A 15554-nucleotide genomic window follows, 5' to 3' on the forward strand; every position below is an offset into this window, starting at 1 on the left:
CATTTCCCAACTGGTCCCACCAGAGCGGCATCGCACTTTAACCCACAGCTGCAATAAATGTGCATGGTGCGTTCCCCAAAATCGATCGGTGGAGCAGTGGGAGTCACATTAGGGAACGCACCCTACCAGATCGGCATCGCACTTTAACCCACAGCTGCAATAAATGTGCATGGTGCGTTCCCCAAAATCGATCGGTGGAGCAGTGGGAGTCACATTAGGGAACGCACCCTACCAGATCGGCGATCGCACTGACGATCTTAGCGTTCCCAGCCGTTGATCATTCTGGTTGTTTCCGCCACCTTTGATTCATCTCCTTGTTCCGGCTTGTACCAAAGCTCAAACCGTGCTTCGTATTTGTTGCTCCAGTCTCCTTCGTACACGACCACCTCAGCATTGTATGGAAAGAATGTCTTGCCAGTGGCAGACAGGCCCACATGGCGTATCGAACGCCTCGTCAGGTCATCCTCGGATAGTCGTTGTCCAGATTTCACGTCATAGACCCTTGCGTACACATATCCGGCAGCGCTTGGGTTAACTGCTGCGTTAAGCAGGTATATCCCCGGCTGCATTCCATCGGAAACGGTGAAGTGCGAGGCATTCGGACGATTGGTTCGGTAAAGCGAGTCAACGGGCATCACAACGGTTGGTTTGATTTCGTCCTTAGGTTGCGACAGGAGCCCGCCGTAGTTGGATCCGATTGGGTTGCAACCGGCCACTATGGCGGCGATCAGCAGAACGACGACGGACGTTTTGTGGTACGTGTGGCTAGCTAACTATTAATTATAGAGAAACTTTCCGTATAACACTCTTGAAAGTAACAATATGGGTCAACTTTCGGCATATTACCCCATTTAGGCGCAATCGCAAGAAGTCTTCCGTATATCACGCCCAAAAGCTTGTTAGCCAGATTAGCATATTGCCAAAAACCTTGTTAACTAAATTCCTGACAATAAGCTAAAATAACGGGAGTTTTCCAGGATTCTAGGAAGGTAGAAACTAAGCACATGAAAGCTTTTAGCTTAACCAATTAGGTTTTAGATTCGGCCTTTGTTATCAGATGTGGGTTTTCAGTTCACCGATTACCGATGACTGTTTACTGATCACTGAACAAACCCCACCTCTCCGAACATTTGTCAAGACTGGGAGCGAAAAAGCCGCGTTTGTTCACACAGCTTAATTAAGAGTTGTAACTTTTAATGAACAGGAAGGGAGTCTAGGGCTGAGAGCTTGCTATAGTGAATCCTAGCCGTTTTTTCACGGTTCGTCATTATCAAGTCAGAGCCTTTACTCGTCTCAATCATCATCCCAGAGTAAAATCAATAATCCCTATGGTCAGCACGATCCAAAAACCAGAATTCGAGGAAATCCGTCCGGGTATAAAAGTTCCCGCTAAAGAAACGATCCTCACTCCCCGCTTCTACACCACTGATTTTGAAGCGATGGCGGAAATGTCGATCGCCGCTAACGAGGAAGAACTGAAAGCGATTTTAGAGGAATTCCGTACCGATTATAACCGGCATCACTTCGTTCGCAATCAAGAATTCGATCGCTCTTGGGAGCATATTGATGGCGAAACTCGCCGCTTATTCGTGGAATTTCTGGAAAGATCCTGCACGGCCGAATTTTCCGGCTTTCTTCTCTACAAAGAACTCGGCAGACGTTTAAAAAACAGAAATCCCGTTCTCGCGGAATGCTTTAACCTCATGTCCCGGGACGAAGCGCGTCACGCTGGATTCCTTAATAAGGCTTTATCGGATTTTAACCTCTCCCTTGACTTGGGATTTTTAACCAAAAGCCGTAACTACACCTTCTTTAAACCGAAATTTATCTTCTACGCCACCTATCTTTCCGAAAAAATCGGTTATTGGCGCTATATCACCATTTATCGTCATCTCGAACAACATCCCGAAGATCGGGTTTATCCGATTTTTAACTTCTTCGAGAATTGGTGTCAAGACGAAAACCGTCACGGGGACTTCTTTGATGCGATCATGCGTGCGCAGCCTGATATTCTTAATGATTGGCGCGCTCGTCTCTGGTGTCGTTTCTTCCTGCTTTCGGTCTTCGCTACTATGTATCTCAATGATACTCAGCGTTCTGGTTTCTACGCCATTCTCGGTTTGGACGCTCGCGAGTACGATAAGTATGTGATCGAGAAGACCAATGAAACCGCCGGCCGCGTCTTCCCGATTGTTCTCGATGTGGATAGTCCTGAATTTTATGATCGCCTAGAAATTTGTGTTGGCAATAACGAGGGATTACGGGCGATCGATAGCGAAAACAGTCCCGCACTGGTTAAATTCCTGAAGAAATTGCCTATCTTCGCCTCTAACGCTTGGCAATTCCTCAAATTGTACCTGATGAAACCGATTCGGGTCGATAAATTAGCCGGTAGCGTCCGTTAAAAAGTTTGTTTTCTTGAGACATGGTGAGGGTGGGTAAAACCACCCTTTTTTTGTCGATAAAATTCTTAAGAAAATCCTCTGATATTTCTATCCTCGCTAGACTGGATCCTAGGGGTGTGAACTAGGTTTTTACTTTTTACTTTTTACTTTTCACTGTCAAAAATATGGCTATTTATAGTGAATTACCCACAGGACAACGTCTCTATCTCGATAATCAAGGGCCGCAGACGATTGTAACTCTCGCTAGTGGTGCGGTGGGACAACAACAGCAGTCTAGCAGTAGTTTTGCCACGGGAGTTTGGACACAAGAACCCCAAATAGAGATAATTCCCCAAGGGGCAATTATTGAAATTATCACCGAAACCGGACCCCACAGAATCCAAATTCAGGGAAGCAGTATCGGTTTTTCCTCTCCTCATACCTCTGGAGTTTCTCAGTCCTCTCAATCGACCACTGCTACCAGTTTCTCCTCCTCACCGATGCAACCGATGCAACCGATGCAACCGATGAAAATGGGCAATATGTCGATGAATTTTGCCCCCATGGAAATGCAAATGGGAGATATGAAAATGAGTATGGGAGACACAAAAACCGTCAGTAAAGTCCGATTTTGTCGTCAATGCGGGGCAAAAGTAGCGGCAACCGATCGCTTTTGTAGTAGCTGTGGTCATCAGTTACAGCAATAGGCAGTCAGCTAGATAGGCAAAACCTGTTTAGCTAGATTCACCAGGCCTTTTGGGGCAAAATTTTGTTTATATTGGCTGAATTGGAGGGGAATATATCCCCTGTCTGGTTTTAATCCGAACTGAGGTTAACCACGGCTAATTCTAATGTTGTCCCTTCCTTTTTTAGCTCCTTTTTGCTAAAACTTAACACCTCATCCAGACAATCAATTACCACCGTATCCCCTTCCATAAAAGCTTGTTCGAGAATTTTTGTGGCTAAAGGATTCTCTAACTCCCGTTGGATAGCGCGTTTTAAAGGTCGCGCACCGTAGGTGGGATCGTAACCAACAGTAACGATATGATTTTCTGCTGCCGCAGTTAATTCTAGATTGATTTTTTGTTCTGCTAATAATCTTTCCAGACGCTGTAATTGCAGACGAACAATGTAACGCAATTCTTCTTTTTTCAGGGTATGGAAAATAATTAAATCGTCGATACGATTCAAAAATTCGGGACGAAAATGACTCCGCAAAGCTGTTAAAACCCGTTTCCGCATCTCCTCATAATCGGCATCTTCGGAAACATTTAAAATATGGTCACTGCCAATATTACTGGTCATGACGATAATCGTATTCCGAAAATCCACCACTCGCCCCTGAGAGTCGGTAATGCGCCCATCGTCAAGCACTTGTAATAAAATGTTAAAAACATCCCGATGGGCTTTTTCCACTTCATCCAATAAAACCACAGAATAGGGACGACGACGCACCGCTTCCGATAGTTGTCCCCCTTCCTCGTAACCCACATAACCCGGAGGCGCGCCGATTAAACGCGAAACCGCGTGTTTTTCCATGTATTCCGACATATCGATGCGAACCATGGCCTCCTCGGAGTCGAACAGTAACCCCGCCAAGGCCCGCGCTAACTCGGTTTTACCCACTCCTGTGGGTCCCATAAACAGGAATGAACCAATCGGACGGGAGGGATCTTTCATTCCCGCGCGCGCGCGTCGAATCGCCGCTGCTACTGCCGTGACCGCTTCATTTTGTCCGACAACTTTTTTCTGTAAATGAGACTCTAATTCTAATAATTTTTGTCGTTCCGATTCCATTAAACGATTGACGGGAATTCCCGTCCAACGGGCGACTATTTCGGCAATATCGGCATCAGTTACCTGTTGTCTTAACAGGGTCGAACCTGCCGCTTGAATAGTTTCTAGTTCTTTTTCTTTTACTTCTAATTCCCCTTGTAAAATTTCTAGTTTGCCATACTTTAATTGGGCCGCTTTATTGAGATCATAAGCCCGTTCCGCCTGTTCCACCTGTAGGCGCAATTGTTCCTCTTCCTCTCGCAATAATTTAATTTCCTCGGCGATATGTTTTTCGGTTTGCCATTGGTCAGCGAGAGGCTTTTGTTTACTTTCTAATTCCTCAATTTCTTCGATAATTCTTTCTAAACGCTCTTGAAAAGCTCTATCTTTTTTTTCCTCTTTTTCTAAGGAGAATTTTTCCATCTGTAACTGCATTAATCGACGATCTATCATTTCCAAATCAGCGGGTTTAGTGGTACTTTCTACCTCTAATTTTGCCGCCGCTTCATCGACTAAATCGATCGCTTTATCTGGTAAGAAGCGATCACTAATATAACGATGGGATAGGGTAGCTGCTGCCACTAGGGCCGAATCGGTAATTGTCACCCCATGATGCAGCTCATAACGTTCTTTTAAACCCCGGAGAATTGAGATAGTATCCTCCACGGAAGGTTCCTTAATATAAACCTGTTGAAAACGTCTTTCTAAAGGCGGATCTTTTTCAATATGATTGCGATATTCATCTAAAGTTGTCGCCCCAATACAGCGCAATTCTCCCCGAGCTAACATAGGTTTTAATAGGTTGCCCGCATCCATGGATCCCCCTTCCCTAGAACCCGCACCGACGACGGTATGTAGTTCATCAATAAAGAGAATAATTCGCCCTTCTGATTGGGTAACTTCTTTCATGACTGACCGCAATCTTTCCTCAAATTCGCCTCGATATTTTGCCCCAGCGATTAAACTTCCCATATCAAGGGAAATTAACTGACGATTTTTCAAAGATTCGGGAACATCTCCGTTAACAATCCTTTGGGCCAATCCTTCAGCAATAGCGGTTTTTCCTACTCCCGGTTCACCGATTAAAACCGGGTTATTTTTCGACCGTCGCGAGAGGACTTGTACCACCCGTCGAATTTCTTCATCACGACCGATAACTGGGTCTAATTTGCCTTCTTTGGCCGCTGCTGTTAAATCCCGGCCATATTTATCTAAAGCTTCGTATTTTTCCTCTTGATTGGGTTCAGTAACCTTTTGAGTACCGCGAATCGCTTTGATGGCTAATTCTAAATCTTGGGGGTCAAGATTGAAAGTGCGTAAACATTTCCGGCCAACCCTTTCATCTTCGGCAAAACCGACGAGAAGATGTTCCACGGAGATAAATTTATCTTGCCAACTTTCCCGGGATGCTTCCGCTCGATCGAGCAGCAGATCGAGACCACGACCTAGGTATAATTGATCGACGATGGCCACTTTCGGCTGTCGGTTGGTGAAGACTTCTAGCTGTTGTTGCAGTCGCGGAATTTCTATATTAGCTTTTTGTAAAATCCGGGTGGCTAGACCGTTATTCTGCTCTAGGAGGGCAATAATAACGTGTTCCACCTCTAAGGTCTGATTTTTGAAGCGTCGCGCAATTTCTTGCGATTTAACGATCGAATCCCAAGCTTGTTCGGTAAATTTATTCGAGTCTGTGGGTTGCATTCTGCACCAATGAGGAAAGCCAGTGTCAGAGGTATAGTATAGCAAGGAGTCTCGATCGATCACAAAGTTCTAGGCTCGAGAAAGGGTCTGACTTATTGATCACTATTACCCAATTGGGTTAAAGCAGTCCCGGTGAGACGACAAATTTGCCACTCTTGGAAGACCTTAGCCCCCATTTTTCCATAAAAATCGATCGCCAGTTGATTCCACTCTAAGACAGTCCATTCTAAAAGTCCTGCATCCCTAGCGACGGCAATTTTAGCCACAGCCATTAGTAAAGCTTTCCCGATACCTTGACCGCGATAATCGGGTAAAACGAAGATATCTTCTAGGTAAAGCCCCGGTTTAGTTATAAAGGTGGAATAGTTAGCAAAAAATAGGGCAAAACCGACTATTTTACCCTCTACTTCCGCCACCAATGCTTCGATGTAGGGTTTTTCTCCGAATAAATGCTCCCCTAAAGCTTGACTATTTCCTGTCATTAAATGGCTGAGTTCTTGATAGGCCGCTAGGGCGACAATTAAGTCAAAAATAGCCTTGACATCGGTAGCAACGGCAGCACGGATAGAATAATTCATGATTGCTGGTCAAATCTTGATTTTAATGCTGATGATGTTTATGGGGAGATTCAGCAGGGGGAGAATTAAGATTGGAAAAATGACCGTTATTTAATCCCATCCCAACGCTACCAATACTGAAAAGTCCCATGGAAACAAAACCGGCCGCAATTGTCCCCATGGCCACGGTTCCAATGGAAACTATTCCCATAGGAACAATACCGATGGAAATAACGCCCATGGGAACAATGCCAATAGAAATTATACCAGTGGGAGCAATACCGATCGACAACCATTTTCGCCCGGAATTACCACAACTATTCTCTTTTTCTTGACCTAGATTGGAATCCATGCTTTTAACCCCGAAGATGCTTTGAGCCTTACCATCCTAGGTTAGGGGTAGAATTCTTGTCAAAAGACCAGTAGTCAAAATGAAAGTTAATTTTTTATAAAAACTATTGACTTTTCATCTTAGTTATGTATTGGCGGGATACCGGCCACGTCGAGAATTTTTGGGACTAAATCCTCCCGTTTAATCGCCATGATGTGGACACCTTGACATAACTGCTGGGCTAATTTTATTTGTTCGGCGGCGATTTTGATGCCTTCTTCGAGGGGATGGGCTGCATCGGCGAGTCTTTGAATGATATGGTCGGGAATTTGTACCCCTGGCACATTTTTATTTAAAAATACGGCGTTTTTAGCTGATTTTAACAGAAAAATTCCCGCTAGAACCGGTTTATCGGCGAGGGAGGCCACCTGCTGCATGAACTTATCAAGGCACTCGAAATCCGTAACTAATTGACTTTGAAAAAACTGCGCTCCCGCTTCGATTTTACGCTCAAAACGGCGTTGAAGACCAGACCAACTTTTTGACTGCACATCGACGGCAGCCCCGGCAAAAAGTTCTAGGGATCCATCGGGTAAAGATTTATCGTTAAAGTCAAAACCTTTATTTAATTTATCGATCAATTTTAACAAACGTACCGATTCTAGGTCAAAAACTGCTCTAGCCTGGGGGTGATCTCCTGCTTTGACGGGATCTCCAGTTAAAGCTAGTATATTTCTCAATCCCAAGGCATGAGCGCCCATTAGGTCTGCTTGTAATCCGATCACATTGCGATCGCGACAGGCTATTTGACAGATGGGTTCGATGTCGTGTTGATAGAGAATAGCGGAGGCAGCCAGAGAGGACATTCGCACTACGGCGCGACTGCCATCGGTAATATTAGCCGCATGAACGCGATTTTTTAGCCAGAGGGCCATTTCTAGCATATGACTGGCATTACCACCTTTCGGGGGAGTAATCTCGGCTGTAATCAAAAATTCTCGGTCTTGAACCGCGCGTCTTAAACGAGTAGTCATCAATTTATCTAGGTTTTAACCATAAATTTTATAGTAGATTTAGCCTGGAAATGACTCGGAGGCAAGCAATGATCATCGGGCGGCCTTGTTTTATACTGGTCAGTGCCGGTGCTTGGCTGATATCAGATGAGTTAACTGGCAGGAAAAAATTTCTAATGTAGTATAATACACGGACAGTTTAACCAAATTCGTTTACAAGTGTAAAGGACAACCGATTCGATCGAGCGATCATGCAAACTCTTCCTCCTCCTACTAAAGACAAAGACGCAATCATGACCCATCCCCTCAAAATCGTCGCTTTAGGTGATAGCCTTGTTTATGGCTATGGCGACCCCGTGGGTGGCGGTTGGGCCGAGCGCCTACGTCGTTTGTGGATGGAAAGTGCCGGTCATGCCCTGTATAATTTGGGGATTCGCGGCGATCGAGTGGTACAAGTGTCCGAACGTTTAGAACAGGAATTTCGTCTCAGGGGGGAAATTCGCAATCGTCTCCCCGACCTGATTCTTCTCTCCGTCGGTGTTAATGATACAGCCCGTTTAGGCCGGCCCGATGGTCGCACCTATACCGATCACGATCTTTTTCAAACTCAAATCGAACATTTACTCGGCCGGGCCCGTTCTCTTTGCCCGGTTTTGTTTATAGGTATGATTCCGGTAGATGAGCGGAAAATGCCCTTTTTAGATTGCTTTTACTTCAACCATCGCGATCAGTATCGTTTTAAGGAAACCACTAAACAAGCTTGTCTAGAGCAAAATATTCCCTATCTGGATTTATTTGATCTCTGGATGGACCGGGGTGATCTGTGGTGCCAAGAAAGATTAATGCAAGATGGACTTCATCCCAATGTCCAGGGCTATCAATCAATTTTAGAGGATATTTTAAACTGGTCGCCCCTCACCTCCTTTGTCGGTGTGGATGGTTTTATTCAACCGTTTACAGGAATTGCAGAAAAGTGATGTCCTCTGTTCTCAGTGGTTCTAGCGGCGTTACAGAAACCGTAAGAGACAGTAAAGAAACCAGTCAAATTAATCCTATTGAAAGATTAAATAATCATCTTCGACAAAGAGTTTTTAGAGCGTCGGGGTCAGTGACCGTCTATATTGTAATGTAACCGAACTTACCCGATAAATATATACTAAAATGCTGAAAAGGCAATTGCGCTACTCGTTCAAAATGTAGTAAATTAAGGGGCAAAATTTGCCAATCATTGCTCTGAATTTGTGACTCAATAAATTCTCGAAAAGGTGAATCAAAAGTTAATTTTCCCAGACTATATTTGATCGTCATTTTCCCAAAACTACCTTAACTAAGATAAACTAGATTTTCTTTTTCATTAATCATAATTTTATGGTTGTCTCTCCATTGTTTATTATTAGTGACATACCAAAGAAATACATAAGTATTTATTAAAAATTTGAGCATAATTATTGATAATCTTCAAAATCAGTTAAAGGGGCATCAAAATCATCGGCTATCACAACTTTTCCCGCAGCACTTCTCGGTTGAAGCGGTGGTTTCTTGGCTAACTTTACAGGACTTAATTTAACTACAGGTTCATTATTTTCTGTGATGATAATTTCTTCACCTTTAAGTACAGCTTCCAATAACTCATTAAGTTGATTTTTTGCTTGTTTTAATTCAACTGTAGTCATTAGTTTACCTCACTGATCAACAACACAAACATTAGTTTAATCTCAATCAAGAAAAGCGATGGATTAAGTTATATCTAGGGTTTGCTGAATAAATGTGAAATGTAGGCAAGGTAAGAGTTTTGTGGCTTTACGAGCGAAACAGGTGCAAATTTTGAGAGAATCGTCGTTCAAAACCTTGCGTCTTCATCGGCCCGCGTCCTGTAGGGGCGAAGCATTCGGGCAATAACCTATCGGTGAAACCGTAGATTTTCTATCCGAATGCTTCGCCCCTACTTTTTGCCGCAAACCCTATCTATATCCTTACTTTTAATCATGATACCAATACTCACCCCCTGTCAGGAATGTCAGACACATTCTCATACTTTCTAGCGGAATTATCGCCATTAGCCTGTAGTAGTAGTAAGGAAACCCAACACACGATAATTGTTATGATTTCTTGGAGCAGGTTGAAAAATCGATCTTCTATGTTCAGCAACAGCACAACATCAGTGAAGAAATCTGCACTCGGCAAGGGGCAGTATGAAAATGGGATCACTTATTTAGATTTCAGATGGTATATGGTAAAATTTGCATAATTCAGTAAGATTAGTATTATCCTATATTATTTCAACTCAACTTCCTATGAGTAACAAATCTACGATTAAATTGGTGATCGCTTTTAACGATCCTAACCTGGAGCCTGAAGAACGCGACGAACAGGCCCAAGTATTACTGACAGAACTACAACAGGCAGATGAAGTTGAATCGGTTAAACGTATTCTTGATCCCAATCCCCCTGAAGGTAATAAGTCGTTGGGCGGTTTTTTGGGAGGAATGTTAATGACCGAAGTTAACCCCGCTAATGGGAAAAAGTTGTTAGGATTTCTGGGCGATCGCCTGGGAGGTAAACCGATAGAATTGTCGGTAGAGGCCAATGGTCGCAAGTTGACGGTTAAGGCTCACAGTCGAGAAGAATTGGAAATGGCTATTAAAGCGGCTCAAGACTTTATCTCAGGTTAAAGAAGGTATTATGGCAAAATTTGCTTTGTTAATTGGTGTGAGCGAGTATTCCGAAGGATTGCGCCCAATTTCTAGTGCCATTCTAGACGTTGAAGCAATGCGCCGAGTATTAGAGCATCCGGACATGGGAGCCTTTGATCAGGTTACAGTGTTGTCTAACCCAGACCAAAGGAGTATGGAAAGAGCAGTCGAGGATTTATTTACTAATCGCCAGAGAGACGACTTAGTTCTTTTATATTTTTCTGGACATGGTCTTAAAGATCAAACGGCTGAATTTTACCTAAGTGCAAGAGACACTGAGCGTGATCAGAATGGAGAGCTTCGTATCTCAACAATTTTAGCCGCAAGTAAACTTAATAAGTATATGAACAATAGTCGTTCCCAAAGGCAGATGATTATTCTCGACTGCTGTTTTAGCGGAGCATTAGTTCAGGGAATGCTAAACAAAGGGGAACTTAACATTCAAGACATTCAAGAGGAATTAGGAGGTAGAGGAAGGGCGATTTTAACCTCTTCTAGTCCGATTGAATATTCTTTTGAGTCGGAAGATAAAGATTTGTCCATCTATACAAAATATCTAGTTGAAGGAATTGAAACTGGTGCAGCAGATAAGGATGGTGATCAATTAATTTCTGTTAATGAATTGCATGAGTATGCCAGCGAACGAGTAAAGGAAGCTGCCCCGGCAATGACTCCCAGATTTTATCTTTCTCTTGAAGGAGAGGATACTATTTATTTAGCCAAATCTCCTCTTGCTGCCACTAATCCTATATTTATTTATCGTGAGAAGGTTAGAGAAATTCTAGATGAATGGAGCAAGGAAAATATATGTAAAGAAAATTTTAATCGTGTAGAAAGAAACTGCCTAAATGAACTAAGAAACGAATTAGATTTATCATTACAGGAGGCAGATATTATTGAACAAGAGAATCTTGCGCCATTCAGAAAAAGATTACAAAATCTAACAGAGTACAAAGCAACTTTTAGAGAATTATTAGCTGATTCTATTTCAATAACAGAAGGAAACAGAAGGAGACTAAAAGAGTTACAAAGCCGTTACGGGCTGAGGGATGAGGATATTCAGGTGATTGAAGAAGAAGTGCAAAATGAGGTTTATCCCATTATTCCGACGATTCCACCAATCACTTCTTCTTCTGCAAAAATCGCCCAAATTTTGCATTTTATAAAAACTTTAAAGCCCCAAAATTTCAAATTAAATCTGCCAGTTAGCATAGGAATACCATTAATAGCAGTTGTAAGTTTAATTGCCATTAATCGCCATAATATTATTACTCCATTAATTCCATCTGATTGTCCAAAACAAACGGGCGACTTTATTAGTGAAGGAGAAGAAGTTCTTAATTACTCTCAATCGTTTAACAAGAAGAAAGGTACAGAATATTTTGCACAGTGTGATTATCAAAAAGCTCTGTTAAGATTTAAGGACGCATGGCAACAGGATAGGCTAGATGCAGAAACATTAATTTACTTAAATAATGCTTTACTAGAAGCCAATAAAATGCCATATTACACGATTGCTGTTGCTGTTAGTATTCCCAAAAATCAAAGTGACTTTAATGATGATGATGGTGATAGTCGAGCAAAAGAAATGTTACGAGGAGTAGCACAATTACAAACAAAAATTAATCTAGGAATTTTAAATGACAATGATCCATTCCTCAAGTATTTTCCAGATCAAGATTTTATCAATAAAAAAGCGATTAATGGTAAGGGATTAAAAGTTGTCATTACTAATGATGAAAATGACGAATTACTAGCCCAAAAGACAGCATCATCTCTTTCCCAGCGTCCTGAAATTTTAGGGGTTGTTGGTCACTATCCCAGTGAAATGACTGTGGCAACGGTGGATATTTATAAGGACAATGATTTAGTTTTGATTTCTCCCGGATCAACGACTAGCGAGCTTACTAAATACCCCAGAAAAAATTTCCTGCGAACTGTTTTTTCCAGCGATCAACAATCTCCTGCCATTGCAAAATTTTTGCAAGAAAAGTCTATTAAAAAAGTGGTGGGCTTTTATAGTGAAGGAAGTCCATTTAGTGAATCTTTTTTTAATAGTTTTAAAACTATTTTTACACGCCCTCCATTCTCTGGAACTGTAGTAAAATTAGATGAATTTGATCTCGGAAATAATTTTAAGGCAGAAGAAGCCATCCAAGAGTTACGACGACAGAAAGAAGAAAAAATAACAGAAACAATAGGGCTTGTACTATTCCCAAAAGCAATTGGCGATGCTCAAGGCGATGCAATTAGACTTATAAAACTTAATAATAGTCAAAATTGGGTTATCGGATCATGGGGACTTCGTAGTTCTCGTACCTTAGAACAAATTAACAACCTACAACCTTTTCAAAAGTTTGTTATTGCGGTTCCTTGGGATTCTTTAACCAGTCCTAACAAGAATTTTCTTAAGGATGCCAAAATTTTATGGACTACAACTTCTGTTAATGCAATAACGGCCCTATCCTATGATGCAACTCTTGCTCTAACAAAAGCTCTAGAAAAGGCAAATACTCCCACACGAATTAATATCCGTGAACACTTAAAGTCTCTTGATTTTCTTGTCACTAAAGGTGCAACTGGGACAATTAAATTCGATGAAAATGGTGATCGCAAAAAAATTGATGAAAATGGCGATCCCCAAGATCCCTCCGTAGAATTTGTTCACATTGTGGAGTGTCGGACACTAAGTTCAGATTTTGCTTTTGTCCCAATCAAGTATCCTACGGCTAAAGATGCTGGTTTATCCTGTTTAAACTCACCCAAAAAGCCTAGTCCCTAGCTAATCAGGGTTGGCTGAAAAAGTCTGAAATGCCGCTAGGAAAAAGGTTTCGACTCAATCAAGCGATCGCCGCTTTTGTAGGTTGGATTGAGGAACGAAACCCAACACAGAATTAGATAACCAACTAAAATAATCTATACTAAGCCAATAAAGCCTGTTTTATTGGGTTTGCTGCCTCCTATTGACAGTAGGCTAAAACTAATAATTAATATCATCGTCGCAATCACTCGTGGACTGGAGACAACAACTGATTATTTTTACCCGTTACCCGGAATTGGGGAAAGTAAAAACCCGTATGATTCCAGCTTTGGCAGCCAAGGGAGCCGAAGAATTACACCGAAAACTGGCCGAATATACCCTCAGTAAATTAGCGGGTTTGAGGAATTTTCTCTCTCTGATCATTTACTACCATGGCGGCAGCGAGGAAAAAATGCGTACTTGGTTAGGTGTGCATTATTGCTATCATTCTCAACGGGGAAAAGACTTAGGAGAAAAGATGCAAAATGCTTTTGCCGATGGTTTTGCTCAAGGGATGACAGCGATCGCTATTATTGGCACAGATTGCCCAGAAATCGGGGAAAAAGAGATTTTAGCAGCCTTTGAGGCCCTAAAAACCCACGATATGGTTTTAGGGCCGGCGTTAGATGGAGGATACTACCTAATTGCTTTAAAACAGGTCTTTCCAGAGCTTTTTGACGGTATTCCCTGGGGAACGGGGGAAGTCTTGGCCAAAACTCAGACAATCGCCGCTAAACTGGCTTTAAAAACCGCTTATCTGCCTAAATTAGCCGATATAGATCGTCCGGAAGACCTGCCTATCTTAAAAAAATACCTGCCGGAATTAAGGTTGAACGATGACGGGGGTTCCCATGCGGACTAAATCAAACAACACTTTCACATCCCGATTCCGCATCCGCACACAACCATGGGAAGCGGCGCTACCGAGGGAATTTTCCGCGGGGGTGCCATGAAAACCGATGGAATTTTTGCCGTCACTCCAAAAACCGATCCATCTTTCCCCTAGGGGACTATTGGGACCGGGGGTGCTGACTTTTCCTGTCCAGGGACTTTTCCAGACGGGATTGCGAACTAATTCCCGCACCTCAAATTTACCGGTGGGGGTTTCCCAGCCTTTTTTGCCGACGGCGACGGTAAATTGTGCTAAAACTTTACTATCTTGATAAATGTAAACTTTTCTCTCTTTCAGTTTCAGGACCAGATGGGTAGCGAGAGTTTGATTGGCTGCGGTATTCGGGGTGACGGTGCTGATTTGGTTAGCTTGGGCCGGATATACGGGTAAACAAGTTAATCCTAATCCGATGATTAAGAGGGTCAAATTTCGTTTGAACGCCATTGTTCCCACACTCCTCAATTGCGATAGCGATAATTTTTAAGGATAGCAAATAGGGAACTTTTTGGAAGCTCAAGCCGCTTATACTGTGCCAGTTTTAGCTTCGTACTGCCGACAACCTTCACAGGGACCGGTGGGATTAACCGCACAACGCAAATGGGGAGAATAGGCATTAAAACGACAACTAAGATCACCGATCAAGGCCGGTTTATTTTCTGTCTCTAGAGGAATTGACAAAAAATCACTGGCCATCACCGGGCTGTATTCGTGACGATAGCGAATCCCTCTCAAACGGTTGCTTAATCTCTGTTGGGATCGGTTAATTAACCAGAGACTAACGAGAGAGGGAAAGATGGCAAGGATAAAAACAAGGGTTATCCTGATCACGATTTCAGTTTAGGCGATCACCAGTGCTGCTAACTTATTATCGAGGCCGGCGCTAGAAATTAGGCCATAACCAGGGAAGACTTAAGGGGTTCTTCCTTTTTGCTTTCATAAACTCCCGCAGTACTGGGGAATCCTCTGGTTAGTTCCCGGACTTTAATCTCACCTGCTTGCAGGGATTTGGTCAAAATTTCCATGGCAACCACGGGTTTACCCGCACCACAGAAGAATAAATCGGCGGCGAAATAGCCGTGTTCAGGCCAGGTGTGGATCGCGATATGAGATTCAGCTAAAGTCGCCGTCGCGGTAACTCCGTGGGGACTGAACTGGTGGACACACAAATCGATCAGCGTTGCTTCTCCTGCCGTAATTCCATCGAGGATAGCGCGACGAATGCGCTCGGGATCGTTGAGGAGGTCAGCAGGTACTTGCCAAGCATCGACAATCAAATGGGTTCCCAGTTTGGTCATTTTTTTTTCAATACTCCCTATCGAAAAACCTTCACAGATTTACCAGTGTAACACAATTTTTCTAACTTGTGCAAAAAAGATCTGGTTTTTCTCGGTTACTTTTTCTAAAAAC

The 15554-nt window shown here is 42.8% G+C and carries 17 protein-coding genes; 7 read left to right on the forward strand and 10 right to left on the reverse strand.

Annotated features, from left to right (window positions below):
- Positions 1–257: 257 nt before the first annotated feature.
- A complete protein-coding gene (locus O9290_RS16830) occupies positions 258–716 on the reverse strand; it encodes a hypothetical protein (protein ID WP_288057563.1) in 459 nt (152 codons plus the stop codon).
- Between the two features lie 612 nt (positions 717–1328).
- Here O9290_RS16830 and acsF point away from each other — a divergent pair.
- Entirely contained in the window at positions 1329–2405 is a 1077-nt protein-coding gene (gene acsF, locus O9290_RS16835) for a magnesium-protoporphyrin IX monomethyl ester (oxidative) cyclase (protein ID WP_043999011.1), read from the forward strand.
- Between the two features lie 164 nt (positions 2406–2569).
- Positions 2570–3091: a zinc ribbon domain-containing protein gene (locus O9290_RS16840; RefSeq protein ID WP_288026810.1), complete on the forward strand. Its 522-nt coding sequence runs from the start codon at positions 2570–2572 to the stop codon at positions 3089–3091.
- A 109-nt stretch (positions 3092–3200) separates the two neighbouring features.
- Here O9290_RS16840 and clpB read toward each other — a convergent pair whose 3' ends face one another.
- From clpB to O9290_RS16860, 4 genes are all read right to left on the reverse strand, one after another.
- Positions 3201–5861, reverse strand: a complete 2661-nt coding sequence (gene clpB / locus O9290_RS16845; RefSeq protein WP_288057565.1) for an ATP-dependent chaperone ClpB — start codon at positions 5859–5861, stop codon at positions 3201–3203.
- 92 nt (positions 5862–5953) lie between these two features.
- A complete protein-coding gene (locus O9290_RS16850; RefSeq protein WP_185241074.1) occupies positions 5954–6439 on the reverse strand; it encodes a GNAT family N-acetyltransferase in 486 nt (161 codons plus the stop codon).
- Positions 6440–6461: 22 nt separating this feature from the next.
- Positions 6462–6770: a hypothetical protein gene (locus tag O9290_RS16855; protein WP_002759516.1), complete on the reverse strand. Its 309-nt coding sequence runs from the start codon at positions 6768–6770 to the stop codon at positions 6462–6464.
- Between the two features lie 119 nt (positions 6771–6889).
- Positions 6890–7783 (reverse strand): methylenetetrahydrofolate reductase, encoded by an 894-nt coding sequence (locus tag O9290_RS16860; RefSeq protein WP_288057567.1) that lies wholly within the window; start codon positions 7781–7783, stop codon positions 6890–6892.
- Positions 7784–8013: 230 nt separating this feature from the next.
- Here O9290_RS16860 and O9290_RS16865 point away from each other — a divergent pair, with 230 nt between their 5' ends.
- Positions 8014–8739, forward strand: coding sequence for a GDSL-type esterase/lipase family protein (locus O9290_RS16865; RefSeq protein WP_061433089.1), 726 nt, complete (start codon positions 8014–8016; stop codon positions 8737–8739).
- The gene (locus O9290_RS16870; RefSeq protein WP_288057570.1) at positions 8739–8894 is read left to right on the forward strand and encodes a hypothetical protein; all 156 of its coding nucleotides are present in this window, start codon (positions 8739–8741) and stop codon (positions 8892–8894) included. The genes O9290_RS16865 and O9290_RS16870 overlap by 1 nt, the downstream gene beginning before the upstream one ends.
- Here the strand turns inward: O9290_RS16870 and O9290_RS16875 are convergent.
- Complete coding sequence (locus O9290_RS16875; protein WP_288057572.1) at positions 8879–9070, reverse strand: PIN domain-containing protein; 192 nt, start codon at positions 9068–9070, stop codon at positions 8879–8881. The two genes, O9290_RS16870 and O9290_RS16875, sit on opposite strands and share 16 nt — an antisense overlap.
- Before the next feature lie 137 nt (positions 9071–9207).
- A complete protein-coding gene (locus tag O9290_RS16880; protein ID WP_194016923.1) occupies positions 9208–9435 on the reverse strand; it encodes a type II toxin-antitoxin system Phd/YefM family antitoxin in 228 nt (75 codons plus the stop codon).
- A gap of 621 nt (positions 9436–10056) precedes the next feature.
- On the opposite strand from O9290_RS16880, the gene O9290_RS16885 reads away from it, so the two are divergent.
- From O9290_RS16885 to O9290_RS16895, 3 genes are all read left to right on the forward strand, one after another.
- Positions 10057–10434 (forward strand): hypothetical protein, encoded by a 378-nt coding sequence (locus O9290_RS16885; protein WP_052277030.1) that lies wholly within the window; start codon positions 10057–10059, stop codon positions 10432–10434.
- Between the two features lie 10 nt (positions 10435–10444).
- Entirely contained in the window at positions 10445–13237 is a 2793-nt protein-coding gene (locus O9290_RS16890) for a caspase, EACC1-associated type (protein ID WP_288057574.1), read from the forward strand.
- A 229-nt stretch (positions 13238–13466) separates the two neighbouring features.
- A complete protein-coding gene (locus O9290_RS16895; protein WP_288057577.1) occupies positions 13467–14117 on the forward strand; it encodes a TIGR04282 family arsenosugar biosynthesis glycosyltransferase in 651 nt (216 codons plus the stop codon).
- Here O9290_RS16895 and O9290_RS16900 read toward each other — a convergent pair.
- The 3 genes from O9290_RS16900 to speD all read right to left on the reverse strand — a co-directional run bounded on the left by O9290_RS16900 (position 14079) and on the right by speD (position 15442).
- Positions 14079–14591, reverse strand: a complete 513-nt coding sequence (locus tag O9290_RS16900; protein WP_002759526.1) for a L,D-transpeptidase — start codon at positions 14589–14591, stop codon at positions 14079–14081. The genes O9290_RS16895 and O9290_RS16900 overlap by 39 nt on opposite strands.
- A gap of 78 nt (positions 14592–14669) precedes the next feature.
- On the reverse strand, positions 14670–14975 hold the full coding sequence (locus O9290_RS16905; protein WP_288027158.1) for a DUF6464 family protein: 306 nt from the start codon (positions 14973–14975) through the stop codon (positions 14670–14672).
- Positions 14976–15034: 59 nt separating this feature from the next.
- The gene (gene speD, locus O9290_RS16910) at positions 15035–15442 is read right to left on the reverse strand and encodes an adenosylmethionine decarboxylase (protein ID WP_002795793.1); all 408 of its coding nucleotides are present in this window, start codon (positions 15440–15442) and stop codon (positions 15035–15037) included.
- Positions 15443–15554 lie beyond the last annotated feature (112 nt).

The sequence above is a fragment of the Microcystis sp. LE19-41.2A genome (assembly GCF_027530405.1).
Taxonomy (GTDB): Bacteria; Cyanobacteriota; Cyanobacteriia; order Cyanobacteriales; family Microcystaceae; genus Microcystis; species Microcystis aeruginosa.

What these genes read in the sequence shown, in the direction of transcription:
- acsF (WP_043999011.1), top strand. Translation starts at nt 1,329, where the DNA reads ATGGTCAGCACGATCCAAAAACCAGAATTCGAGGAAATCCGTCCGGGT.
- O9290_RS16840 (WP_288026810.1), top strand. Translation starts at nt 2,570, where the DNA reads ATGGCTATTTATAGTGAATTACCCACAGGACAACGTCTCTATCTCGAT.
- clpB (WP_288057565.1), bottom strand. Translation starts at nt 5,861, where the DNA reads ATGCAACCCACAGACTCGAATAAATTTACCGAACAAGCTTGGGATTCG.
- O9290_RS16850 (WP_185241074.1), bottom strand. Translation starts at nt 6,439, where the DNA reads ATGAATTATTCTATCCGTGCTGCCGTTGCTACCGATGTCAAGGCTATT.
- O9290_RS16855 (WP_002759516.1), bottom strand. Translation starts at nt 6,770, where the DNA reads ATGGATTCCAATCTAGGTCAAGAAAAAGAGAATAGTTGTGGTAATTCC.
- O9290_RS16860 (WP_288057567.1), bottom strand. Translation starts at nt 7,783, where the DNA reads ATGACTACTCGTTTAAGACGCGCGGTTCAAGACCGAGAATTTTTGATT.
- O9290_RS16865 (WP_061433089.1), top strand. Translation starts at nt 8,014, where the DNA reads ATGCAAACTCTTCCTCCTCCTACTAAAGACAAAGACGCAATCATGACC.
- O9290_RS16870 (WP_288057570.1), top strand. Translation starts at nt 8,739, where the DNA reads ATGTCCTCTGTTCTCAGTGGTTCTAGCGGCGTTACAGAAACCGTAAGA.
- O9290_RS16875 (WP_288057572.1), bottom strand. Translation starts at nt 9,070, where the DNA reads ATGACGATCAAATATAGTCTGGGAAAATTAACTTTTGATTCACCTTTT.
- O9290_RS16880 (WP_194016923.1), bottom strand. Translation starts at nt 9,435, where the DNA reads ATGACTACAGTTGAATTAAAACAAGCAAAAAATCAACTTAATGAGTTA.
- O9290_RS16885 (WP_052277030.1), top strand. Translation starts at nt 10,057, where the DNA reads ATGAGTAACAAATCTACGATTAAATTGGTGATCGCTTTTAACGATCCT.
- O9290_RS16890 (WP_288057574.1), top strand. Translation starts at nt 10,445, where the DNA reads ATGGCAAAATTTGCTTTGTTAATTGGTGTGAGCGAGTATTCCGAAGGA.
- O9290_RS16900 (WP_002759526.1), bottom strand. Translation starts at nt 14,591, where the DNA reads ATGGCGTTCAAACGAAATTTGACCCTCTTAATCATCGGATTAGGATTA.
- speD (WP_002795793.1), bottom strand. Translation starts at nt 15,442, where the DNA reads ATGACCAAACTGGGAACCCATTTGATTGTCGATGCTTGGCAAGTACCT.